The sequence below is a fragment of the Cytobacillus sp. FSL K6-0265 genome (assembly GCF_038003465.1).
In the GTDB taxonomy this organism is placed as follows: Bacteria; Bacillota; Bacilli; order Bacillales; family Cytobacillaceae; genus Cytobacillus; species Cytobacillus stercorigallinarum.
Map to the genome: position 1 here is coordinate 2,274,814 of NZ_JBBOPE010000001.1, position 24,626 is coordinate 2,299,439.

The 24,626-nt window shown below is 36.5% G+C and carries 26 protein-coding genes and 2 riboswitches; of the genes, 8 read left to right on the plus strand and 18 right to left on the minus strand.

The features are described from left to right. Nucleotides 1–220: 220 nt before the first annotated feature. Nucleotides 221–1,066 (plus strand): AraC family transcriptional regulator, encoded by an 846-nt coding sequence (locus MHH73_RS11595; protein WP_010731423.1) that lies wholly within the window; start codon nt 221–223, stop codon nt 1,064–1,066. 183 nt (nt 1,067–1,249) lie between these two features. On the opposite strand, the gene MHH73_RS11600 is transcribed toward MHH73_RS11595, so the two are convergent. The 6 genes from MHH73_RS11600 to murB form a co-directional block, all read right to left on the minus strand. Beyond that, nucleotides 1,250–1,666, minus strand: coding sequence for a hypothetical protein (locus MHH73_RS11600; RefSeq protein ID WP_191814042.1), 417 nt, complete (start codon nt 1,664–1,666; stop codon nt 1,250–1,252). Between the two features lie 164 nt (nt 1,667–1,830). Then, entirely contained in the window at nt 1,831–3,567 is a 1,737-nt protein-coding gene (locus tag MHH73_RS11605) for an ABC transporter ATP-binding protein (RefSeq protein WP_191814044.1), read from the minus strand. Continuing rightward, entirely contained in the window at nt 3,564–5,306 is a 1,743-nt protein-coding gene (locus tag MHH73_RS11610) for an ABC transporter ATP-binding protein (protein WP_191814046.1), read from the minus strand. The genes MHH73_RS11605 and MHH73_RS11610 overlap by 4 nt, the downstream gene beginning before the upstream one ends. A 398-nt stretch (nt 5,307–5,704) precedes the next feature. Then, nucleotides 5,705–6,499: an ABC transporter ATP-binding protein gene (locus MHH73_RS11615; protein WP_191814048.1), complete on the minus strand. Its 795-nt coding sequence runs from the start codon at nt 6,497–6,499 to the stop codon at nt 5,705–5,707. 101 nt (nt 6,500–6,600) lie between these two features. Next, nucleotides 6,601–7,086 carry a flavin reductase family protein gene (locus MHH73_RS11620; RefSeq protein ID WP_225230593.1) on the minus strand — a complete coding sequence of 162 codons (486 nt, stop codon included), beginning with the start codon at nt 7,084–7,086 and terminating at the stop codon, nt 6,601–6,603. After that, nucleotides 7,079–8,011, minus strand: a complete 933-nt coding sequence (gene murB, locus MHH73_RS11625) for a UDP-N-acetylmuramate dehydrogenase (RefSeq protein ID WP_191814049.1) — start codon at nt 8,009–8,011, stop codon at nt 7,079–7,081. The genes MHH73_RS11620 and murB overlap by 8 nt, the downstream gene beginning before the upstream one ends. Nucleotides 8,012–8,140: 129 nt before the next feature. On the opposite strand from murB, the gene MHH73_RS11630 reads away from it, so the two are divergent. After that, complete coding sequence (locus tag MHH73_RS11630) at nt 8,141–8,383, plus strand: DUF1450 domain-containing protein (RefSeq protein WP_191814051.1); 243 nt, start codon at nt 8,141–8,143, stop codon at nt 8,381–8,383. A gap of 37 nt (nt 8,384–8,420) precedes the next feature. Here the strand turns inward: MHH73_RS11630 and MHH73_RS11635 are convergent, their stop codons facing one another. Then, nucleotides 8,421–9,194 (minus strand): arylamine N-acetyltransferase family protein, encoded by a 774-nt coding sequence (locus MHH73_RS11635; RefSeq protein ID WP_191814053.1) that lies wholly within the window; start codon nt 9,192–9,194, stop codon nt 8,421–8,423. Between the two features lie 253 nt (nt 9,195–9,447). Here MHH73_RS11635 and MHH73_RS11640 point away from each other — a divergent pair, with 253 nt between their 5' ends. The 3 genes from MHH73_RS11640 to MHH73_RS11650 all read left to right on the plus strand — a co-directional run bounded on the left by MHH73_RS11640 (nt 9,448) and on the right by MHH73_RS11650 (nt 11,617). After that, on the plus strand, nt 9,448–10,203 hold the full coding sequence (locus MHH73_RS11640; RefSeq protein WP_191814055.1) for a TraR/DksA C4-type zinc finger protein: 756 nt from the start codon (nt 9,448–9,450) through the stop codon (nt 10,201–10,203). Between the two features lie 302 nt (nt 10,204–10,505). Beyond that, nucleotides 10,506–10,688 carry an SE1832 family protein gene (locus MHH73_RS11645; protein ID WP_191814057.1) on the plus strand — a complete coding sequence of 61 codons (183 nt, stop codon included), beginning with the start codon at nt 10,506–10,508 and terminating at the stop codon, nt 10,686–10,688. Nucleotides 10,689–11,215: 527 nt separating this feature from the next. Further along, nucleotides 11,216–11,617 carry a VOC family protein gene (locus MHH73_RS11650; protein ID WP_191814059.1) on the plus strand — a complete coding sequence of 134 codons (402 nt, stop codon included), beginning with the start codon at nt 11,216–11,218 and terminating at the stop codon, nt 11,615–11,617. Nucleotides 11,618–11,806: 189 nt separating this feature from the next. Here MHH73_RS11650 and MHH73_RS11655 read toward each other — a convergent pair whose 3' ends face one another. Together MHH73_RS11655 and MHH73_RS11660 are read right to left on the minus strand one after the other, a co-directional pair. Next, nucleotides 11,807–12,631 (minus strand): 2OG-Fe(II) oxygenase, encoded by an 825-nt coding sequence (locus MHH73_RS11655; RefSeq protein WP_191814511.1) that lies wholly within the window; start codon nt 12,629–12,631, stop codon nt 11,807–11,809. Between the two features lie 29 nt (nt 12,632–12,660). Beyond that, the gene (locus tag MHH73_RS11660) at nt 12,661–13,341 is read right to left on the minus strand and encodes an NAD-dependent epimerase/dehydratase family protein (RefSeq protein ID WP_191814061.1); all 681 of its coding nucleotides are present in this window, start codon (nt 13,339–13,341) and stop codon (nt 12,661–12,663) included. 181 nt (nt 13,342–13,522) lie between these two features. Here MHH73_RS11660 and MHH73_RS11665 point away from each other — a divergent pair, with 181 nt between their 5' ends. Continuing rightward, nucleotides 13,523–14,347 (plus strand): aldo/keto reductase, encoded by an 825-nt coding sequence (locus tag MHH73_RS11665; protein ID WP_191814063.1) that lies wholly within the window; start codon nt 13,523–13,525, stop codon nt 14,345–14,347. A 69-nt stretch (nt 14,348–14,416) separates the two neighbouring features. Here the strand turns inward: MHH73_RS11665 and MHH73_RS11670 are convergent, their stop codons facing one another. Then, nucleotides 14,417–15,535: an NAD(P)/FAD-dependent oxidoreductase gene (locus MHH73_RS11670; RefSeq protein WP_191814065.1), complete on the minus strand. Its 1,119-nt coding sequence runs from the start codon at nt 15,533–15,535 to the stop codon at nt 14,417–14,419. Between the two features lie 61 nt (nt 15,536–15,596). After that, nucleotides 15,597–17,387 (minus strand): oligoendopeptidase F, encoded by a 1,791-nt coding sequence (pepF, locus tag MHH73_RS11675; protein WP_341066920.1) that lies wholly within the window; start codon nt 17,385–17,387, stop codon nt 15,597–15,599. A 129-nt stretch (nt 17,388–17,516) separates the two neighbouring features. Between pepF and MHH73_RS11680 the strand changes: the two genes are divergently transcribed. Then, nucleotides 17,517–18,299 (plus strand): hypothetical protein, encoded by a 783-nt coding sequence (locus MHH73_RS11680; RefSeq protein ID WP_341066922.1) that lies wholly within the window; start codon nt 17,517–17,519, stop codon nt 18,297–18,299. A gap of 292 nt (nt 18,300–18,591) precedes the next feature. On the opposite strand, the gene MHH73_RS11685 is transcribed toward MHH73_RS11680, so the two are convergent. From MHH73_RS11685 to thiW, 5 genes are all read right to left on the minus strand, one after another. Next, nucleotides 18,592–19,218: an FMN-dependent NADH-azoreductase gene (locus MHH73_RS11685; RefSeq protein ID WP_191814071.1), complete on the minus strand. Its 627-nt coding sequence runs from the start codon at nt 19,216–19,218 to the stop codon at nt 18,592–18,594. A gap of 146 nt (nt 19,219–19,364) precedes the next feature. After that, nucleotides 19,365–19,973 (minus strand): thiamine phosphate synthase, encoded by a 609-nt coding sequence (gene thiE / locus MHH73_RS11690; protein ID WP_191814073.1) that lies wholly within the window; start codon nt 19,971–19,973, stop codon nt 19,365–19,367. Continuing rightward, entirely contained in the window at nt 19,973–20,782 is an 810-nt protein-coding gene (thiM, locus tag MHH73_RS11695) for a hydroxyethylthiazole kinase (RefSeq protein WP_341066925.1), read from the minus strand. Before thiM ends, thiE begins: the two co-directional genes overlap by 1 nt. Further along, complete coding sequence (thiD, locus tag MHH73_RS11700; protein ID WP_191814077.1) at nt 20,782–21,588, minus strand: bifunctional hydroxymethylpyrimidine kinase/phosphomethylpyrimidine kinase; 807 nt, start codon at nt 21,586–21,588, stop codon at nt 20,782–20,784. Before thiD ends, thiM begins: the two co-directional genes overlap by 1 nt. Next, nucleotides 21,557–22,078, minus strand: a complete 522-nt coding sequence (thiW, locus tag MHH73_RS11705) for an energy coupling factor transporter S component ThiW (protein ID WP_341066928.1) — start codon at nt 22,076–22,078, stop codon at nt 21,557–21,559. The genes thiD and thiW overlap by 32 nt, the downstream gene beginning before the upstream one ends. 73 nt (nt 22,079–22,151) lie before the next feature. Continuing rightward, nucleotides 22,152–22,244: riboswitch (TPP riboswitch) on the minus strand. A 47-nt stretch (nt 22,245–22,291) separates the two neighbouring features. Then, nucleotides 22,292–22,400, minus strand: a riboswitch (TPP riboswitch). A 128-nt stretch (nt 22,401–22,528) separates the two neighbouring features. Between thiW and MHH73_RS11710 the strand changes: the two genes are divergently transcribed. Next, entirely contained in the window at nt 22,529–23,035 is a 507-nt protein-coding gene (locus tag MHH73_RS11710; RefSeq protein ID WP_191814081.1) for a shikimate kinase, read from the plus strand. 85 nt (nt 23,036–23,120) lie between these two features. Here the strand turns inward: MHH73_RS11710 and MHH73_RS11715 are convergent, their stop codons facing one another. Then, entirely contained in the window at nt 23,121–23,312 is a 192-nt protein-coding gene (locus MHH73_RS11715) for a hypothetical protein (protein ID WP_341066931.1), read from the minus strand. Nucleotides 23,313–23,364: 52 nt separating this feature from the next. Next, the gene (locus MHH73_RS11720) at nt 23,365–24,465 is read right to left on the minus strand and encodes a branched-chain amino acid aminotransferase (protein WP_191814084.1); all 1,101 of its coding nucleotides are present in this window, start codon (nt 24,463–24,465) and stop codon (nt 23,365–23,367) included. Between the last annotated feature and the right edge of the window lie 161 nt (nt 24,466–24,626).

Genomic DNA, 24,626 nt, shown 5'->3' on the forward strand with positions numbered 1-24,626 from the left:
CAATACTTATCGAAATTATCAAAAAACAACTTTACTTTTATTGGAAATAATCTTGCGGACTAGAGCAGCTACCCTGTCACTAAGCCTATCGGAAGGAAACAAATAGTTTGTCCTGATTCTATCAAAAGGTTTATTTTTTGATACCAACATTTTTAGGCATGAAATGTCGGCAATTATTATCTATTTTGTTTTAAAGTAAATATTGAAAGGGAGTAAACTTATGGATTGGCTAGAAAGAATGAACAATGCGTTAAACTACATTGAAAATAGCTTGAATGAAGAAATAGACTACAAAGAGATTGCAAAAGCAGCTAATTGTTCTGAGTTTCATTTTTCAAGAATGTTCTCTTCAATCTCAGGTATATCGCTATCAGAATATATTAGACGTAGACGGTTAACACTCGCAGCATTTGAAATTCAAAAAAGTGATATTCGGATCATTGATGTGGCAATTAAATATGGTTATGTTTCTTCTGATACTTTCTCACGTGCTTTTCAAAAAATGCATGGAGTAACCCCTTCCAATGCTCGTAATAGAGGGGTACAGTTAAAAGCCTTTCCCAGAATTTCCTTTCAAATTTCTATTAAAGGAGATACCGAGATGGAGTACAGAATTGAAAACCTTGATTTTGAATTAAGAATTGTTGGAAAAAGTAAGCCAGTAAAAACAAGCAGAGCATTTAAAACAATCCCTACGCTTTGGAACACTGCGAAAAAAGATGGATTTATGCAAGAACTAGTAGATATGTCATGGGAAAATCCAAAATGCACGCTTGAAAGCCTTCTGGGGGTTTGCGGAAAAGAAGCTGCCATAACAGATGAACAATTTTCCTATTTCATGGGCGTAAGATACGATGGGGAATCCCCAGAAAATATGGAGACGCTTATTATTCCCGCAAGTACATGGGCAGTTTTTCCGAACATAGTGGATGCATGGAAACGTTTATATTCCGAGTGGGTCCCTACCTCCGAGTATGAACTTGCAAATTTACCGTGTATAGAATGTTATTACGGTCCGAAGCATAAACCAAGACACGAACTCTGGGTCCCTGTTATCCCGAAGTAAATTACATATTCAGTAATAGAATGCTGTTTATGGAGTAACGAAAAAAGAGCCTAATTTCTCAATTTAGGTGATGGGAAATCAGGCTTTTTATATTGGAAATTCCTTATCGTTGTAAATCCGCATTTTCCTGACGCTACCCCTTTTAGTCTTGTCAGGTTATTATTCATCAACGATTAAGTCTTTTTATTCTCCTAAAATAAGTGTTACTATTTGATAGAAATCTCGTTGGGCAATGAGAAAGTGGGGATGATTTTCGTCATCTAATAACATGATATAAGGCTCTTCTTCTTCAGGAATAATTAATACCATTTCGTTGATAAAATCATTAAACCATTTGTTTTTCACAGTCAGTGATGGTGCCAACGGAATCCGAACCATATAGCCGTCTTTCGGCATAGGATTAATTTTCACATAGATTCCATTGATTGATTGTAGAATGGATGTTGCTTCTTTTTGTATTTGTTCATTTGGGGTTCGTTTTTTTACAACGTCGTTGACTTCTACATCAAACAATTCCACTTGAGGAAGTCCTTCAGCAGCAGTTGTTGAAGCAAAGGATAATAATAGTGCGAAAGAAAGTAAGAACATCGTTTTTTTCATAATAATCACCTCTTTTATTAACTTTTCCATCAAGATTTTTTTTACTCTTAAATGTGTATTTATTATTTTAATTACTATTGAATATTTGGAACATAGTTCATTTGAATTATTAGTTAAACAAAAAAACCAATCTAAGATGTAAACTCAGATTGGTTTTTTTGTTCTTATGCTTGTAATGATTTTGCTTGCATTTCGTACATTTGTTCGTATATCCCACCAGCTGCAATGAGCTCTTCATGACTGCCTTGTTCTTTGATTTCACCTTTATCTAGAACCAAAATGCGATCAGCGTTTTTAATCGTAGACAGTCGATGAGCGATGATAAAAGTTGTTCTTCCTTGTTTTAATACATTCATCGCGTTTTGAATAATTTCTTCTGTTTCTGTATCGATATTGGATGTCGCTTCATCGAGGATTAAAATCGCTGGATCAAAAGCAAGCGCACGCGCAAACGAGATTAATTGTCTTTGACCGGAAGATAAAGTACTTCCTTTTTCAATCACCGGTTCATCTATCCCTTTTTCCAAATGTGATAACACACGATCGGCACCAACTGACTGAATCGCATGCTCCACTTTTTCTCTTGTAATATTAGGTTGATTTAAACTTACATTCGAAGCAATTGTCCCGGTAAAAAGGTACGGGTCTTGTAAAACAATCCCCATATGTTCACGAATGGTTTGTCGCGGTATTGTCGTAATATCCATCCCATCAATATAAATTTTCCCGATTGTTGGATCATAAAAGCGAAATAATAAATTCATAATCGAGCTTTTTCCTGAACCTGTATGACCAACGAGCGCAATCGTTTCTCCCTTTTTTGCTTGGAATGAAATATCTTTTAAAACAAAATCAGGCTCTTTATATGCGAAGGATACTTGATCAAACACCACATGCCCTTTATATTTTGGTATCTTTTCATTAGATACCTTCTCACCTTTTAGTGCTAAGACTTCAAATACACGATTACCGGCAACGAGTGAACGTTCCATTTGCGAAAATTGATTAACAATATTTGTAATCGGATTGAATAGTCTTGTTAAATAGTCAACAAACGCATAGAGTGTTCCAGCTGTCACTATTTGTGTACCACTAAACGATTGTGTACCAAAATAAATGATAAAACATGTAAATAACAGTAGCCTTAACGTATTTACAAGGTTATGAGAAGTAGCAGAATCAAGAATAATCAGCTTTCTCTCATACTGATAATGTTCTTCATTCATATTATCAAACTCTTTCGTCATTTGTTTTTCTCGACGGAAAGCTTGGATAATGGTCATTCCTTGAATTGATTCATTAATCATTGCATTAATATCAGCGATTTTTGTGCGAATAACGTCATTATACTGTGAAGCATACCTTCTATATACAATCATCCAAATATAAACGATTGGTATCATAACGAGTGCGATTAAAGCCATTTTCCAGTTCAATATGAACAAGGCAATATAGACTCCTGTTATAGAAATGGCACTTGTTGCAAAACTCGAAAGTACTTGAACAAATAAGTTTCTTATTGCCTCTGTATCATTTGTCACTCTCGCAACGATTTTACCAGATGGTAATTGATCAAAGAAACCGATTGGTAATGTTTGAATATGCTTGAATACATCTTTTCTTAATGCTTGAATAATTCTATTCGAACCCTTTTGTAATTGTAAATACATAAAATAACGGAAAATAGCCGTACAAATTGATAACGAGAAATATAGGATGAGTAAATATAGAATTGGTGTAAAGTCAAATTGGCCGACTGTCATATGATTATCAATGATATGTTTAGCGATAAAAGGGCCGGCTAGGTCAGTGAACACCGCAATTGATAGGAATAACAACCCGAGCAAAATGGTGCCTTTAAACCTTAGCGCATACGATAATAATTGTTTGCCTGTGCTCATGTATTCGCCCCCTCTAGCTGTTGGCGTACATACTGCTCTTTATACCAACCATCTTCATGAATTAAATCATCATGTGTACCTACTTGTGTAATTACCCCATTATCTAAAACAATAATTTGATCGGCGTGTTGAATACCTGATAGACGGTGGGTTGTAATGATTGTCGTTTTTCCCGCTCTTTCGTTTTGGATATTGCTAATAATTGCAGCCTCTGTTTTTGCATCAACAGCTGATAAAGAATCATCCAATATTAATATATCAGGATCTTTAATTAACGCCCGCGCAATCGATACCCGCTGCTTTTGTCCCCCTGATAAAGAAACACCTTTTTCCCCTACTAGCGTATTTAAACCGAGTGGAAGATAAGCTAAATCTTTTGTAAAAGCAGCCAAATCAATCGCTTTTTCTATTTCTTCGTCTGTGGCATCTTCTTTACCGAATAAAATATTTTCTTTAATAGTTCGAGAAAACAGCACATGACTTTGCGGTACATAGCCAATCCAATCTAATACTTGCTCTTTCGTCTGTTGGGAGAGATCGATATCATCAATTGATATTCCACCTTCTCCTAAAGGATACTCCCTCAATAATTGGCGAATGAAGGTCGTTTTCCCTGCACCTGTTTTCCCAACAATCCCTAACGTTTCCCCACTGCTTAAGCTTAAATTAATATTTGCGAGGTTAACGACTTTACTCGTAGGGTATTGAAAGGTTAAGTCTTGAAATTGTAAAGTATGGGGCTTATCAACTGCAAAAGGTTTTGTTGGCGGCACGATATCCGCTTCATAATTCAATGTCTCTTGCACCCTATCTAAAGACGCGTTCCCTTGTTGCATGACATTGATTAACTCACCAATGGCAAAGATCGGCCAAACCGCTAATCCTAAGTAAACATTAAAGGTAACTAATTGCCCAACAGATAAGTCTCCATTTGCCACTAATACTGATCCATAACCGAGGGCGACGATATAACTAATGCCTGTTCCAATTGTGGTGATTGGGTTAAATAAAGCATTTATTTTTGCGGTATGCATATTTTTCTCATAAACATCTTCACTCATATCAGCAAATCGTTTTTCATCTGCCTTCTCTTGCACATAAGCACGAATAACTCTAACACCAGAGACAGATTCTAAAACACTATCATTCATCTCGCCAAAAGCATCTTGTGCTCTCATATACCTTTCATGGACAAGCTTGCCGTAATATTGAATTAATATTGCCATAACCGGGACAGGTAACATGGCGAAAAAAGTAAGTTCCCATGAGATCATGAAGCCCATCGCTAAGATAATACCACCGAGAAAGAAAGTGGAGTCAATCAATGTCATAATGCCAAACCCCGCTGTTAATGAAACGGCATTCAAATCATTAGTCGCCCTAGCCATAAGATCTCCTGTGCGATTTTTTTCATAAAAAGTCGGTGTCATGCGCAGAAATTGGCTCATTAATTTCCTCCGCATTAACCGTTGCAAGTTGACGGAACCTTCGAATAGACCGTATTGCCAAAAGAAATTTAACATATAGCTTAAAATAATAATACCTAAGAAAACGGCTACATACTGAATTAATAACTCACGTGTCATTTCACCTTCTGTAATATAATCAATAATGACCCCAATTAAGTACGGTGGAATAATTTCTAATACAGTAGCTAACATCAATAATAGAATAGCGATACCGTATTGCTTTTTGTATTTTTTGAAAAACCAAGCGAGTTTCTTTAACACATCAAACATTTATTACACAACCTTTCCTCTCTTGCTGACTAATTTCTCTACCCACAACCTATACGCTGGTTTTTTAATAGTAATATTCTTTGCTTTCTGTTCATCTTTAACATCCCCTTATCTTTATGCAACTATCTATTAGAAAAACGTGACTTGCGCGCAATTTTTAAAAGCAAGTCTTCGTTTATCTTCCTTTTAAAAAAGAAAATGCGACCCCAAAAGAGGCCGCATTTCTCTTCTAAGGTATGAACGTGTTGCCATACCTCCATTCATTAAAAAACATAAAGCATTATCGAAAAAAAGGTAAGGACGGATATGTATTTGTTTTCATGAATGCCTTCACTCTTGCTTTCATCGTCCTTACCTCCTCTCATTTGTAAATAGCGTCTTTTGAATATTACCACTATTTACATATTTATGTCAATATGTTTTTTTAATGACATTCTGTTTGAATGCCTGTCTACTTCAACCGCCATATCAAAAAAATCAGATAAAGTTTCACTCGTAAGCAACTCGGATGTATGCCCACTTTTAAATACCGTACCTTCTTTAATTAATAGAGATTTATTAAAAATAGAAATAATTTCTTCGATATGATGGGTCACAAAAATAATGGTCGGTGCTTCTTTTGATTTTGAGATACGAGCAATTGAATCTAGCAACTGTTCACGAGAAACAAAATCTAATCCCGTTGTTGGTTCGTCAAGAATGAGCAATTGCGGATGGGCCATTAGGGAGCGAGCGATTAATATTTTTTGTTTCTCTCCTTGGGAGCAAGTTTGGTAAATGTCATGCTGCAAATGGGTTAGATGAAATTGCTCTAACCATTCATTTGCCTCTTTAACATCATCGGTTGATGGTTCTTCATAAAGTCCGATAGAAGCATATTTTCCACTAATAATAATATCTTGTACCCGCTCATATGGGCGAATTTTCTCTTGAAAAGAAGATGATACCCATCCAATGGATTGCCTTACTAGCTGTAAATCGACTTTACCATATGTATGACCCAGTACTGAAATGTTTCCACTGGTTGGCCATATATAGCCCATAACCATATTTAATAATGTGGTTTTTCCAGATCCATTTAAACCAAGCACTGCCCAATGATCCCCTTTATTTACTTGCCAATTCATATTTTTTAAGATGAGCTCCTGATTTCTTGACCAGTAGACATTTTCTATTTGAAGCACTGTATCCATCCTTACCCTCCCGCAAAACTAAAAATTGTGATATTTTTATAATAAAAAAACAGAACGGCGCTTATAGCTTTTGCCCGTCCTGCTCATGTAAATTATCTATTTCACTCATAAAAACTGTTAGGGATACCTGCGAATTTACGCTTATGATATAATAACGGTTCTTTTTTATTGCTTTCAATATCAATCACTTTTCCAACTAATATACTGTGGTCGCCAGCTTCAATGGTGTCATGCATTTCACATTGAAATACACCAGCGCAATCAGCAATAATTGGTAAACCATTGACTGATTCGGACCAATCCGTATTTTTAAAACGATCAAGACCTTTTGAAGCAAATAATGAACAAACTTCTGCTTGGTCATGAGCTAATACATGAACAGCAAATTTTTTCGTTTGCGTGAACTTTTCATAAGAAGATACTCTTTTATCAATTGACCACAATAATAACATTGGATCTAATGAAACAGAAGCGAATGAATTAACCGTTAAACCGATAGGTGTGCCTTCTTCGTCCATCATTGTGACAACCGTGACACCAGTAGGGTAATTACCCATGACTTCTTTAAATAAATCTGTTTTACTCATGATTCTTTCCCCTTTCATTCTCCTCATAACCCCCTAAAATTTGTACTTCTCTTTCTAACTTTACACCAAAATTGGCAAAGACTTTTTCTTGTACAAGATGAATGAGCTGAATATAATCACTAGCAGTCGCTTTATTCTTATTCACCATAAAACCTGCGTGTTTTGTAGACACTTGCGCGCCACCGACCGTTAACCCTTGTAAACCGCTATCTTGAATCAACTTCCCGGCGAAGTATCCTGGAGGTCGTTTAAAGACACTACCACAAGAAGGATACTCTAATGGTTGCTTCGATTCTCTCGCAAAGGTAAATTCATCCATCTTTGCTTTTATGTCTTCTTTATTTCCCTTTTGTAACGTGAATGTCGCTTCTAGAACAATTAGCTTTTTCTTAGCAAATGCACTTGTACGGTAAGCAAAATCAAAGTCTTCTGATGTTAAAGTTAATAACTCCCCTTCCATATTTAAAGCAATGACCTTTGTTAATACATTCGAGATTTCACCACCGTATGCCCCTGCATTCATAAATACAGCACCGCCAACACTTCCTGGTATCCCACATGAGAATGCTAACCCCTCAAGACCGTGTTCATAAGCTGTACGAGAAACATGAATAATTTCAGCGCCACTTCCTGCCTTTATTTGTTCACCTTCAACAGAAATATCGTTAAAATGATCGAGGTTTAACACAATACCAGGTAAACCATGATCACTAATAATGACATTTGCTCCTTTCCCAAGTAAGGTTAGAGGAATCTTTTTATCGTAGGCAAATTTTACAACCTTTTGTGCGTCTACAGTATTGCTTGGCTGCACGAAAATTTCCGCCTCACCACCAACCTGTATATATGTATGTTTAGACATCGGCTCTTGATGATAGATATCACTATTCGTTAATAGCTGACGTAATGTTTCTTTGATGTTCATTTTTTTACTCCAATCTGTTATGCTTTACAAAAAGTCAATGCATTTTTATACTGAAAGGTATAAAAATAAAATAACATGAAATCATGTATTTATCTAGTACTTTGTGAGACGAAAGAAAGTGTGATGACTATGGGTTTAATATTACTAGAAATTTGCGACATGAACCTCTTGTCAGAAGAAGCGCTGCAAGCTTTATTAGAAAAATACCCCGAAGTAGCTGTTATGAGCTATGATTGTCAAAACTTATGTGGTCTTTGCAAAATGAGACCATATGCGCTCGTAAACGGACAAAGGATATTTGGAAAAGACTTGCCGGAATGTATTGAAAATATTCGCTTAAAAATAGAAGAGGAACTGGCATTGTTCGCATAATTCATTTTCACTGGAGCCTAATAACAGGCTCCAGATTTTATTTGTCTTTAAGTGTGATTCCGAATTGATCTTTAGCTAATTGTAAAAATTCAGCTGTTGTTACCTTTTTCTTCGTTATATTTCCACCTACATTTAGGGTATAGGAATTTTCTGTCAGCGTAACCGTTTCGTATTCTCTAATTGATGTGAATAGATAACCCTTATTAAAAGGTGATGATTCACTATGAATAATAGTGTCTTGTATTGTTGTTAATTCATCTTCTGATTGAACAATGTTTGCTAATGAGAATTTATATCCTGTTTTCCAATCATGCACACCATTTTTTTTCATATTTAGAATATATTCATCGTTATTGTATGTGATTCTAAAAAAACCGTTCGCTGATTTCACTTCTTCACCGTCTAACGGTACAGCTTTTAAAGGTAAATTATTGCCAAAGCCTGTGTCTACTAAAAATGGTTTATTTTTGTGAGTGAGAATGATAAATACATGCGTGTCCCCCGTTTTAGACCATGTTTGATTACTGTGATCATACACATTCCCTCTTACTAATTTTACATCTAATCCCTCATCTTTTAACACATAAAAAAGCAAAGGGTTCAAATGGTAACAAACACCACCAAACCCATTATTTAAACAAGTTTCTTCAATTAATTCTTTTGTAATCGGTGCTGTACTTCTCGCCATAATACTCGTGTTTTCAAACGGGAAGACATTCGTTGCTTTTCTTAAAACTTCATCCAAATTTTTAAATGTAACCTTCTCTTGAAAATGAATTTTCTCTTTAAACTTCATCGCCAAGTCTGTCATTGTTCATCATCCTTTAGTATAACTTCACTCTAATATAACACGCTTCGCTTATCTCATAAATGAATTTGCATAAAATTGGCTAACAGTGTATCTTTCTTATTCTTCAAATACTGTGAAATATTTAACAGCTAAACAATCATCCCTCATCAAAAACCAAAACACTTACGTGAACACCAATCACTTTGAATAAACCTTACATAATAAAGAGACAAACCGCTGACAATATAAGCAACAAAGATAGGAGGACTTCATTATGTTATCTGCTGAACAACTACATCATTTCAAGAATTTGTTAACACAATCTTTGAAGGAAAATGAAAAACAAATAGAGCAAAATCACCATTTCGGACTCCATGAAGAACAAAATAATGTCGGTCTATCTGGCGAATTATCTAATTACGATAATCATCCAGCCGATTCTGCGACTGAATTATATGAAAGAGAAAAGGACCTAGCGATAGACGATCATTATCGAGATGAAGTTGATGAAATTCGCGCAGCTCTTGTTGCTATAGAAAAAGGAACTTATGGAGTGTGTCAAGTTTGTCAAAAAGAGATTCCCATTGACCGACTTGAGGCAATGCCAACAGCGACAACTTGCATTGAACATAGTCAACAGCAGAACTTAAATGAATACAGACCCATAGAAGAGGAAGTCATTAATGCCAATGTCGAGGTACCGCATGATGATAATAATGGTTTTGATGAAGAAGATAGCTGGCAATCTGTTGCAAAATGGGGAAATTCAGATGGACCGTCAGATTTATACGATGCCCCAACAGATTATGATAAAATGTATCTTAATTCCGGTGAAAACGTTGGCTATACAGAAGAGTTCGAGAATAGTGTGGGCACGGATATCGACGGAAAAAACATCCAAATTTTTGACACAAAACAGTTACGTGCTTATGAAGATGCACTGGATGAAGAAGGAATCATGACCACTTTCGGTGATTTAAAAGCATATGAAGAAGAACCTTATGTTGATAATCAAGAAGATGAGCAATAATAAAAAGCGAGACAATGGCGTCTCGCTTTTTATTATTCACTGCTTTACTTCTCTTCTTTGGCGAGATCGATTATCATGACAATTAACACAAGTAATTGAATCAAGACATCGGCTTCGATTGGAATCATCCTCCTCCAATAGATGGTGAAGTTCATTCCTCCGTTTTATCTAAGAAGTAAAGACTTACGTTTCCCTTACTCCATCTATATGCATGAACCCATTCATTATGTCTCATTAAACTAGTAACCACTAGAGATATACGTTAAACTAAAGAAGATTATATACATAGGTGGGGAGAACAAATGACATTACGGGAAATTGAAAACCAATTGACAGAACTAAAAATGGACTATATGCGTTTACAAGATGATATCGAAAAATTAGAGTCATTTGGCCGTTCAGTTGAGAAACAAGAATTACGAATGAAAGAAATTGAAGAAGAACTACAAAAACTTAATCGTTTAAAAGCTGAGCTTGAGAAATAATTCTCTTTCTGCAATGGGAAATGGCGTGTTGTATATGCGCCGTTTCCATTAATTTGATAATAAAGGCTTCCCTCACTTTATTTGGGGGATGTGTTTGAGTAGATAAAGACAACTTGCACTAATTATCACTATTATATTGGATAGATGAAAATATTCATGAAAAGAAAATATCATCAAAATAGTCTTATTTTTCAAATTTATTAAATATTGCTAATAAAACGCAGATGGATATCTTGAGATAACATTTTTATCAGAGGTTGAACCTGGAGATTAACTACGAACCGGCTCCCTGTTTACACTGCACTATTTCCTCAACCTACCAAAGCAGATGAACCATATTTGATCGATTTTCTAACAAAGACAAAAAATATCCTGTAATGAATACAGAAACAACGTAACGTACTTACGAAATGATGTTGCTCTTGTTGTCATATAGCTAACGAAAAGTGGATGAAGATGAGCAGAAAGTCACAATATTTCTGGCGAATCAAATGATTATGAGGAAAGTTAAGGAGGCAACAAAAACGATGTCTACAGGAATGATTCACCATATTGAATTGTATGTGTCGGATTTTTTTCGCAGTGTAGCTTTTTGGGATGCATTACTATCAGAGCTGGGATACAGTCGTTTTCAAACATGGAAGCACGGTCAAAGTTGGAAAATAGAGAACAGTTATTTAGTCATTGTTCAAGCGGAAGAGAAATATTTAGACATTCCCTATCATCGCTGTCGCGTTGGCCTTATTCATTTAGCTTTTCATGCACAGTCACGAGAACAGGTTGATGTGATTACAGAAAAACTAAAAGAAAATCAAGTTACAATTCTCTATGAGGATAAGCACCCATACGCTGGTGGTTCAGGGCATTATGCTGTTTTTTTTGAAGACCCAGACCGGATGAAGGTGGAAATTGTTGCACCCGCACCATAGTTTCATCGTCATTCTCCACCATTTGTATACTTGTTATCACCCATCATCACATTTTTATCTTCTCCCCTGTTTACATTAGTGGGAGGCAAATATTTATGATGCCTCCTTTTTCTATCAATCCAAAAAGCCATACTAATTAAAAAAACCATGATAAAAAACAGCACCCACATTTATATCATCACCCTCTATTCAATAAATCGCCTTTTGTCTAATCCATTTGGTTGCCACCCACTTCTCTCCTTTTTGTACTGGTAAACTTGAATGTAATGATTTACGATCAACTTCACCTAGAGAATTACCATAGTGAAAAAAGACAGCCGACCCTTTCTTAGGGGTAAATGAAGCATTAATCTTTGGAAATATGGTTTCACCGCCTGATTCAACATCATTCAAATAGATAAGCATCGTTGCTATTCTTTGGCCGCCATTCCGAAGGTCTACACGGTTATCCGGGAAAAAATCAAAGTGAGATTTATATTCATCACCGACTTCATAATGCAATACTTGCAACCCTTCCCCATTTTCAATTGGATAAGAGGTCAGCAAACTGATTCTTTTTTCAATACGAGCAATAAAATCATCTTCTTGAAGGTTAAAGTACATCCCTTTACTCGTTCTACCAGCAGCAGCTTTTTCTGCTCCAGAATTCGCGTCTATGACTTTAGATGGCTGGAGGCGACTCTTCGCCCGTGCAATGAGAAAATCACATTCTTCATCTGATAATACATCGTCTAGTTGTACAATCGCTGGTTTGATAAATTTTGAGCGTACAAACACTTTTTGATTATCTACCACAATGGAATTGGGTTGTTCATTTAAATAGACAGATTCATAATGATAAGCAGAAGCACCTTTTATCTCTGAACTGGCAAACGCAATTTCAAACATTGTCTCATAGGCAAACCTAGCATCGAAACCTTTTTTAATGAGACCATTCGTAATCGCTAATGGACTCACTCCTTGTTTTAATGTATCAATAATCCAATCTTGTAGTTCATTTGAAATAGTTTTCATTTTTTCCAAAACAGACGTCAACTCCTCCCCTATTTTGACAATATGTTTTGTTGAGACTGAACAATCTTCATTAACTGCTCTGAAGAATAAATACAAACCCCTTGTTTCTCCATCTCAGTGATACATTTCATTGCTTGTGCTACATGCTTTGCTTCAATGGCATACTTCATTTTTTTCTCATCATTCAATAATGGCGACAAAAGTTGATACAGCTTTTTACCGGCAAGTTCTCCCCTACGCTTTTCTAATCGTTCTCCCATTAACAATGAAGGCCTTACAATCGATAACGCAGGTAATGACAATGTTTTTAGTTTATCTTCTAGTAAGCCCTTAATACGCGGATAAAACAATTTAGAACGAGCATTTGCATTGATAGAACTTATAATAACAAAATGTTCAACATCATGATTTTTTGCTAATTTAGCCATCGTATAAGGATAATCTACATCTACTTTTATCATTTTTTCTTTTGTTTTTGCTTTTTTAATGGTTGTGCCTAAACAGCAATAGATGTGATCAACACAAAAATGCTCAGCATATTCTTCTAAATAATCAAAGTCAATGACTAATTCAATCAATTTTTCATGTTTCATATGAAGCGGTGTTCTAACAACCGCAATCACTTTCTCATACGAACCTTGGAGTAATATTTTTAATAATTCTTGCCCGACTAGGCCTGTTGCACCTGCTATCAGCGCAGTCTTTCCCATCTTTAGATCATCCTTCTATTTTTTTTCCTTTCATTCTATGATACATGGAAACGGGTACAGATAAAAACAAAAAGTTTGAATTATTGTGCATTTGTTGTTTTTTTCTAGTCACGAAGCTTTTCTTTTTGCAAAAATAACATCATATGCCATAATATGACCATAACATTAAAGGAGGTACTACATGAATACAATTACTTTAAACAATGGAGTAGAGATGCCCCAACTTGGCTTTGGTGTTTGGCAAGTGGACAATGAGGAAGCAACCGCTGCTGTTCAAACAGCCATTGAAGTTGGTTACCGTTCCATTGATACAGCGATGATTTATCAAAACGAAGAAGGTGTCGGTAAAGCAATTAAAAACGCTGGTATTGCTAGAGATGATCTTTTCATTACGACAAAAGTTTGGAATACTGATCATGGATATGAACAGACATTAAAAGCATTTGACGAAAGTCTAGAAAAGTTAGGATTAGAATATGTTGATTTATACTTGGTTCATTGGCCAACACCACAATTCGATACTTATGTAGATACATATAAAGCATTAGAGAAATTATACAATGATGGCCGTGTAAAGGCGATCGGCGTCTGCAACTTTCATATTGAACATTTAGAACGTATATTAAATGAGTGTTCAGTGAAACCAGTATTAAATCAAGTCGAATGTCACCCCTATTTATCCCAAAACGAATTAAAGGAATTTTGTAAGAAACATGATATTTATGTGGAGGCATGGAGTCCATTACAACAAGGTGGGGAAGTATTACAACTTGATTCAATTAAAGCAATTGCCGACTCAGTAGGGAAAACCCCTGCCCAAGTAGTTCTTCGTTGGCATTTGCAGAATGATACAATTGTTATTCCTAAGTCAGTCACTCCTTCTAGAATCAAAGAAAACTTCGATGTCTTTGATTTTGAGCTTTCGCAAGAACAAATGGCAACCATTAATCAACTTAATCGCAATGAAAGAAAAGGCCCAGATCCATCTGACATGAATGTTCGCTAATATTCTTTCATCAATAGATAAAAGAGGTAAGTGCTAAGATATTTTTATATTCGCACCTCCCTCTTTTTTTTATTCCATAAAGGCGTCTTCAATATTATATAGGGCTAAATCAATATCTAATTCTTCGCCACTTACAAGCTTTGCTAATTGTGCACCTAAATACGGACCAGATGTTAATCCAGATGCCCCTAACCCATTGGCAGCATACAGTTTCTCGTATCCAGGTACTTGACCTATAACGGGTAAAAAACCTGGTGTAAACGGCCTAAATCCTACTTTTGTTTCAATAAGAGTTGCTGCTTGTAAACCCGGTGCCACAGTCAACGCTTTAGATAAAACTTCAAGCACGCCCCCCGCTGTCACATTCGTATTAAACTGATGTTCATCCTCATGTGTCGCTCCAACAACGACTTTACCATCATCAAAAGAGAGTAAATAATGATTTGTTGGCGGTTGCACCACGGACCATTCAGATGTATCTGCGTCAGGTACGTGAAGATGAGCAATTTGTGCTTTTTGAGCGCTCACTTGAAAATTGAGCCCTATTGGCTCTAATAATTCCTTCGCCCAAACGCCAGCCGTTACGATGATTTTATCCGCATGTAATAGCTCTCCATTCACCTTTACCCCTTCAATTTGACCACTATCATTCACTAAAGCAGCTTCACCATGAATCATATCTGCACCATATAATTCAGCAGCTTTAAGCAGCGCCTTCCTAAGTTTACGCCCATCTACTCTAGCCGCTCCACTCACATATACAGATTGAAAATCATTCGACAGTGGCGGAAAAGCACCTCTCGTTTCTTCTTGATTATAACTTTTAATTTCTTCTATTTCTGGTGCATCTTCTCTCCTTTTTAACGCTCGTTCTATCATCTTTTCAAGTTTTGTTTCGTCGTGATGTAAACTAATCGCACCTACTTTTTTATAACCGGTGTCTTGATCAGTTTCTGCTTCAAGTGCTGGGATTAATTGTTGATAATACTTTGCTCCCCCTTTAGCAAGCTGATACCACGCTTTGTTTCGCCGTTGTGACAACCATGGACAGACAATACCTGCGGCTGCTTCTGTCGCTTGGCCAGCATCTTGCCGGTCGATAACCGTCACCTTAAAACCTGCTTTCGCTAAATGGTAAGCAGTAGATGCTCCAAGTATCCCTGCTCCAATCACTATCATTTGTTGCATATTTTTTCCTCCATCATGGATAAAAGACGAAAAGGCAATATGCTTTCCGTCTTTTATCGAACTAGCTTAAGCGTGCGAACTCTTCCACAAGCTCTTCAAACGTTTGTAACGCTTCGTCAATCGGTTTTGAGGTCGTTAAATCAACGCCCGTATTTTTTAATAAATCTAATGGAAATTCTGAACTTCCGCTTTTTAGAAACTCTAGGTAAGTTTTCAATGTTTCCTCATCGCCATTATAAATCTTTGTTGCTAATTGAATAGCTGAAGCATAACCTGTCGCATATTTATAAACGTAAAATGGGCGATAAAAATGCGGAATCCTTGACCAACCGTATTTTACCTCTTCATCTAACACAAGGCTTTCCCCATGATAATCTTTAAATAGTTGTTCATAAATGCCATTAAACACTTCTGTATTTAATGTTTTACCTTCTTCTGCTAATTGATGCGTCTTCCATTCAAATTCACTGAACATGACTTGTGTAAAGAAAGTACCTTTAAACTGATCAATAAAATGATTAAGTAAATGTCGTTTAATGTCTTCATTCGTTTCGTGATCAAGTAAATATTTTATTAAAAGTACCTCATTTACTGTTGATGCAACTTCAGCGACAAAAATACTGTAGCCAGCCGTAATTTGCGGCTGATGCTGGGCACTCCATTTGCTATGAACACCATGTCCACATTCATGCGCAAGTGTAAACATACTATCAAGATCATCACGATGATTTAAAAGAATATAAGGGTGTACACCATATACGCCCATATTATAAGCACCAGAGCGTTTCCCTTTCGTTTCTCTTACATCAATATAACGATTCTCTTTAAACGATTGCAATGTAGAAGTATACTCTTCCCCAAGCGGTGCTAATGCTTTACACATCGTCGCAAATGCCTCTTCATATGGAATCTTCATATCGACATCTTTCACCAGCTGAGCATTTAGATCATATTGTCTTAATTCATCTAACTGCAATAACTCTTTCCTTAAGGCTGTATATTTGTGCATCGTTTGTAAATGGTCTCTTGTCGACTGAATAAGATTATGGTAAACCTCTGTCGGAACATTATCACCAAATAATGCTTTCTCTAATGCAGAAGGATACTGCCTAATTCTAGTGGTTGTAACATTATTTTTGATCGCTGCTGATAAAGTTGAGCCGATCGTATTTTTAAGTTGTACATAAGGTTTATAATACGCCTTATACGCTTCTTTCCGTTTTTGTCGGTCATCACTTTCAATTAACTTTGCATACATTCCACGAGTAAGCTCTACTTTTTCGCCATCATCATTTGTTACGAGACCAAACTCAATATCCGCATTATTAATCATATTATATGTATTGGATGGTGCAGAAAGCGATTCACCTAGTTGTGATAATAAGCTTTCTTGTTCAGTTGAAAGTACGTGCGCTTTATAACGAAACGATTCGAGTAAGTCTTCTTCAAAATATTGCAGGCCTTCTTCTTCTTTAATATAAGCTTTTAATGTTGTTTCATCTAAGCTAAGTAAAAACGGCATAAAGAAAGAAGTTGCACTACTCACTTTCACACTTAGTTGTTTCGATTGATCTAATAAACTTTGTGCATGACTATCCCTTGTATCGACATCTGATTGTAACATCGCATAAGCATAGACTTTGCCAAACAAATAAGATAAATCTTCCTGTTTCTTCAGAAATTGAAATAAACTTTGCCCATTACTTATTTTCCCCTCGAACCCTGCTAACTCCTGTGCTAATGACTGGATGGATTCATAATCCTTTTGCCACTGAGAATCCTCACTATAAATATCAGCGACATTCCAAGTTTCTTCTACTGGGATGTCTTTTCGACTAGAATAGGTCGTCATTTCTTTTAACACTCCTTAATAGTTCATTTTTTTGCTCATATGCGTTATATTAACTAAATATATTCTATTTCGCCATTCTTAAACCTTTTTATAATAATTAATAATGGAAAAAGGAAAGGAGATCCAATCATGGCTATTACATTACCTCATATCGAGGATGCGAATCAAACTAATTATCTCCCACCTCAAGGTGAGATTCAACAGTTTGAATCTGACGAAGAGTACGAAACTAAGTTAAAAGAATGGAAGTTGCCTGCAAAGAAAGCGTTTTGGTTTAAACAAAAAACCCATCAACGCAAAGTAGAAATTGTTGGCTATCAAACATACGGAGAGGAAGATGATCATTACACCATTGTCATCAAGTTCCAAGATGGGAAACTAAGTTGCATTCATCCTGCTTATTTAAAAGAAATGCAAGCAGGTAACTTTGGTAAAGAAGCTTTTGATGCTACTGGTCAACCGAACACCGCACAAATCGAAGAAAAACAGGCCGACGAAAAAACAAAAGAGCAAGCGCCAACACCGCCGAAAACCACAGCTAAAAAAACGAAAACAAAGAAAAAAGAAACAGCCAAAAAAATCCAACTTCCTGAAGATAAAGTGGCTTTCTCAGCAATTGTGAAGCAATTTGCGCTAAGCTATAATCATTTCACTGAAGACCATGATGAAGTCATTGTGCTCGATGAGATTGTCATTCATCAAGACGACCCTTTACCAATTGGACTAGCTTGGTGCAGTCACTCTAAAACATTAAAAAAACATGAATTAGCTATAGGGGACAAACTTTCCTTTAACGGCAAAATCGTTAAAAAGAAATTACCAAAAGCCCAAGACGATGCCGATGAAGAGCATAAAGTAGAAGAAGCCGTTCCTTACAAAATTAATAATCCTTCAAAAATTGAAAAACAATAGCAAATAGAGTGAGGCTACTCCCTCACTCTATTTTTTTTACTAATGAATGCAAATGTTAGCTAGAGAACCTTTTTGTACTGATTCGACAAATGATGGAATCAGTTCTCATCAATCATTCCTGCTTGTACATTTAACTCATGCTTGAACCTAATCTCTTACATAATCTAATTTCGTTTTTGGTTAAGGTTTACGCAAGAAATGAGCGACCGTGACCTTAGTAAATACAAGCTTTTAGAGATTCTCTAAACAAAAAAAGCATCTCTACAAAAAATAGAGATGCTTACGTATCGAATTAGAATTGAGCAGCAGCTTTTGCTACGTTTCGTAATCCTTCTTCAATAATATCTTGTGTACGATCTGGATATTGGTTATGTCCTTCAATTACTACTTCTGAAGGAGATGTAATGCCCCAAAGGCTGATAATTGATTTTACTAAGTTTAATGCCATTTCGCCAGCAGCCATACCTTCTAGTGAATAATCAGAACCTCTAGCGTTTAAAAGCATCACTTTCTTGTCGCCAGCAAATCCTACTGGACCTTCAGCTGTATATTTAAACATTTTACCTGCTTGAGCTAAGTAAGAAACATAGCTGATTAATGGAGCTGGTACAGTTGAATTCCAAAGTGGGAAGGCGAAAACGATTTTATCAGCATCAAAGAACTGATTTAAATACTTGTCAACTAGCGCAACAGACTTTTCCTCTGCAGCAGATAATTCCAATCCTTGGTTCTTTTTGAAAGTACCATTGATTGCATCATTACCATAGTAAGGCATGTTTTCTTCAAAAAGATTCAATTCCATAATTTCATCTGATGGATTTGATTCTTTATATGATTGTAAAAATGCATGATACATTTTTACAGAAATCCCAGCTTCAACTGGACGATCACTTGCGTTTACAAATAGAACTTTTGCCATTATGTGAAGACCTCCGAATGTCGTAATAATTTATCCGAAATACACTAAAATGAAATATCTCGAACCAAAAGTAATTTTAGTATATTAATAGGATCTTGTCAATGGAATAAGTTCTCTTTAACTAACACTTATGATATTTTTTAGGTCTAAAGGAATAACTGTAGTAAATCTCGCGCAGACTTTTCTGGATCTTTAGATTTACTAATCGCTGAAACAACAGAAACACCTGCTAATCCTCGATCTTTAAGCATTTTTATATTTTCTAGTTGAATGCCACCAATAGCGACAGCAGGAATATCAATCGCTGCAATGATTTTCTCGAGCATACCTGGTGCTAATAAATCAGCATCAGATTTAGAAGTCGTCGGAAAAACCGAACCTATTCCAACATAATTTGCTCCTTGTTCTTGCGCCAATTTCGCTTCCTCTACATTGGATACAGAGATACCAACAATCATATCATCAGGAACAATCTTTCTAACGACGTCACAAGGCAGGTCATCTTGACCGACATGCACACCTGCTGCACCAACCGCTAAAGCGACGTCTACTCTATCATTAATAATCAGTGGAATATTCAATGGTTTTAATATAGATTGTAATGTTTTCGCCTTTTCATAAAAGAGTCGACCATCTGCAGTCTTCTCCCTTAATTGAACGATGGTCACACCACCTTTTACACTAGTACGAACCATATCATATAATTCATTGTTTGCTATTTTATCATCTGTGACTAAATATAAACGATAATCCATTATTTTTGCCTCACTCCATCTAGCCAAGTGGCTGCATTCATTGTACTAATCGTATCCATTAGCTTCACTCGAAATGAACCTAACCCTTCCCCCGCATGTAATCTCTTTGCTGCGATTTCCCCTGCTAGACTCATAGTAGCCATACCAATGACAGCACCGTCAAACCAATTTTCTGAAACAGCAGCAGCAGTTGCTACTAATGAAGCTGTCATACAGCCTGTTCCTGTTACCTTCGTCAAAAGGTAATCTCCGTTATCAATCACAACTAATTGCCTGCCATCTGTAATAACATCTTCTTTTCCACTAATAACAATGAGACAGTTTAGAACTTCGGCTGCCTCCTGTGCAAGTACTTCAGGTGCCATTTCAATTGCCCCTGCATCGACACCACGGGTTTTTGTATTTTTTCCAATAAGCGCTGAAATTTCAGAAGCATTGCCGCGAATAATGGACACTTTTATTGTACTAATTAGCTCTTTTGCCTTACTTGTTCGATAGGTGGTTGCCCCAACACCAACGGGATCAAAAACAACTGGAATCCCCTTTTGGTTAGCTGTTTGTCCAGCTTTAATCATTGCCGCAAACATTGCATCATTAATTGTACCAAAATTAATCACAAGCCCCTCAGCCATCATTGCCATTTCTTCTACTTCTAACAGCTGTGTGGCCATAACAGGTGAACCACCCATTGCAAGAGTCACATTGGCGCAATCATTTATAGTTACTGTATTAGTTAAATGATGAATGAGTGGGGTCTGTTCTTTTAACTGCTGAAAGACTCTCTCAACTGCTTCACTTGAAATCGTCATTATCTTTCCTCCATCTTCGCTTTGTTGTATAACTCATAAAAATGATTTGTTGGACCATGTCCATTACCGAGTACTAGACTATGCTCAATCGCTATGGAAATATAATTTTTCGCAGACTGAATGGCCACAATAAGTTCTTCTCCTTTTGCCAACCCAGCAGCAATGGCAGATGAAAGCGTGCAACCTGTACCATGGGTATTTTTTGTCTCTATTCTTCTACCATTAAACCAGGTGAAATTTTGTCCATCCCATAATAAGTCATTCGGTTCTCCTTCTAAATGTCCACCTTTTAATAAAACGGCTTTTGGCCCTAATTTATATAAGTTTTTACATGCTTGTTCCATGTCTTCAACCGTGCGAATCGTCATACCTGTTAGTACTTCAGCCTCAGGAATGTTTGGCGTAATAACAGTCGCAAGTGGTAACATCTTTGCTTTCAGTGCTTCAATAGCTTGTTCCTTTAAAAGATGATGACCACCTTTCGATACCATGACAGGATCTAACACAATCACTTTTGGACTATAATGATTTAAACGGTCTGCGACGATACTGACAGTCTCACTCGATGACAACATGCCGATTTTGACAGCATCGACCTGGATATCATCAAACACGGCTTCTATTTGGTCTTTTATAATATTGATTTCAATATCCTGTACCGAACGTACCTCTACTGTATTTTGAGCGGTAATCGCCGTAATGACAGACATGCCAAACACTCCATTGGCGGAAAAAGTTTTAAGATCTGCTTGAATCCCAGCTCCTCCTCCTGAATCAGAACCTGCGATTGTTAATGCTGTTTTCATCGATGTAACCTCCAATAGCTTTATTCTTAATTAAAACTCTTAATAAACCATATCCTAAAATCGCTCCCGTAAACGAGCTCACCATAAATGCTGGTAGAAATCCGAAGAGGGTTGCTTCTTGCCCTAAAAGTAATGTACTAATCGGATAAGTCGCTACTGCCCCTATCACTCCTGTTCCAATGACTTCACCTAGTGCTGAGAAGCCAATTTTTTTCGTTTTTTGATAAAGCAACCCTGCAAGTAAGGCGCCAATCATACTGCCAGGATAAGCAAAAATACTTCCAGTACCCATCATATTTCTCAATGTAGATGAAAGAAACGCTTGACTCACGGCATACCATGGTCCAAGAAGAACAGCAGATAATACATTTGCCAAGTGCTGAATGGGAAAAATTTTCGCTATTCCAATCGGAATAAAAATGAGACTACTCGACACAGTAGTAATGGCTGCAATTGTTGCCGTCATCGTCATTTTTTGAATTTTATTCATAGACCTTTCCTCCTTTCGATAAAAATAAAAAAGCCGCTATTTTTAAAATAAGCGGCTTTGGTCATCATGATATGTATGACGTCACTCGCTTCCCTCCGCTAGTATTAACTAGATCAGGTTCAAAGGGTTCATCTCAGCCAAATAGTTGGCACCCCTAGCATTTATTTATATATAAAATAAAAAAATCCTCTACTTCCAAAAGGAAGCGAGGACGACTACATCGACACACTTCCCTCCACTGGTACAAACCAGATCAGGTTCAAAGGGTTTTGAATGCCATTCAATCTCAGCCTCTTTTCTTAAGGCACCCCTAGTGAAAACTTATATCATATGATGCACTCAATATAACATGAAATGAAAGAAATGAAAATAAAAAACATTGAATAGAAACGATGTTGCGACATAAAACGTTATGATATGATATTTATATAACATTCGGGAGGACAGGCTATGGAGGATAAGAGTATTGTACTAATAGGGTTTATGGGGGTCGGAAAGACATCCATAGGAACGGAATTAGCGAAGAAATTACAATGGGGTTTCATCGATACAGATGAACGCATTGAACAACAGTTTGGGATGTCTACTTCGAAAATTTTTCATGATTATGGTGAAGAAGTTTTTCGAAAAGCTGAAAGCGAGTTGATTGAACAACTTTCTGCCGAAGAAAAACATATTCTTTCATTAGGCGGCGGTGCCTTTTTAAACAGTACAAACCGCGAAATATGTTTACAAAACAGTACCGTTGTCCTTATCGAACTCTCATGGGATAAGTGGCTCGACCGATACCCATTGATTAAAGATACAAGACCGAAATTGAATGGTCTTTCTACTGAAGAAATGTATCATTTATACAAAGAAAGACAAGCTCATTATCAACCATATCATTTAAAAATCAATGTAGATGGGAAAACAGCTGAAGAAGCTGCTGATTTGATTGTTCGAGGGATTAGTTGAGATAACTCTAGATGGTTTTTCGCCTGTTTATCAGGCGTTTTTTTGTCATTTGTATATTTATATTGTTCGTTTATCTTTTCAACACCTATACAAACCACTTATCACCAACATCTCTCAATAGTATATTAACTATAATAAAAGTGATTCCCTCATCATTTGTTTTAAATTCTTTTTGTAAAAAATATAGGATGGCTGAACCGCTAAATGCCCCTGCGGAAGAAAACACCAATTTATTAAACATTCTAAATCCATATATGCAGTTCATTCCATTTTCCACTCACCCCTCAAAAAAACCACCTACCAACAATGGCAAGTGGTTCTCTCTTCTATTAAATCGCTGTTGTAACAGCTTTTTCTTCATCTACTTTCACAATCCACCCAAATTTATCTTCTACTTTTCCTTTTTGGATACCTGTTAGTGTTTCGTAAAGTTTGCCGGCAACTTCACCTGTTTGCCCACCACTAATAGTCAATTTTTCGTTATTCCAGAATAGTTCTCCGACTGGTGAAATGACTGCTGCAGTACCGGTCCCGAATGCTTCTTCTAACGTGCCATTCTTTTGTGCTTCATAAATCTCATCGATTGAGATACGACGTTCAGATAAAGGAATACCCCAGTCTTTAATGAGTTCAATAACAGAGTTTCTTGTAACCCCTTCTAAAATGCTTCCGTTCAATTCAGGTGTGACGACTTCACCGTTAATTTTAAAGAAAATATTCATACTTCCTACTTCTTCAACATATTTATTTTCTTTCCCATCTAACCATAGTACTTGAGAATAGCCTTCCTGTTCAGCTACTTCTTGTGCTTTAAGGCTAGCTGCATAGTTTCCTCCCGTTTTAGCATTACCCGTTCCACCTTTTACTGCACGCACATATTCGCTTTGGACAGCGATTTTTACTGGATTAATTCCTTCTTTATAATAGGCACCGACTGGTGACATGATAATAATAAATTTGTATTGATGTGATGGAGCTACGCCTAAATAAGGTTCGGTAGAAATGATAAATGGACGAATATATAGTGATGTCCCCTCAACATTTGGTACCCAATCACGATCGACTGCAATTAATTGTCTTAATGCTTGAACAGCAAGTTCTTCGTCAATTGGCGGAATACAGAGTCTGTTGTTCGATTTGTTCAGCCTTTCCATATTTTTATACGGTCTGAACATGAGCACTTCCTGATCTTCAGATAAATATGCCTTTAATCCTTCAAAAACACTTTGGCCATAATGAAATACCATTGCAGACGGGTCAATTTGTAATGGCTCATAAGGGACTATACGTCCATCATGCCACCCCTTGTCTGCATGATAGTCCATTACAAACATATGATCTGTAAAATTCCTACCGAAAATTAACTGATCAAATGCCGGTTTTTCTTTTTTGGTTGCACGTCTTTGGATTTCAAACTGATAATCATTCATTTCTACTCTACTCCCTGTCTAAGATCAATTTAAAGTGCTGTTAAACATCTTTACTCTTTTTCTTGTGGTATTATGCACCATTGTAAACGAAATGCATTTAACTACTACTTCCCAATGATATACGATATTAAGAATTTATCACTTTAATACGTGAAAACAAT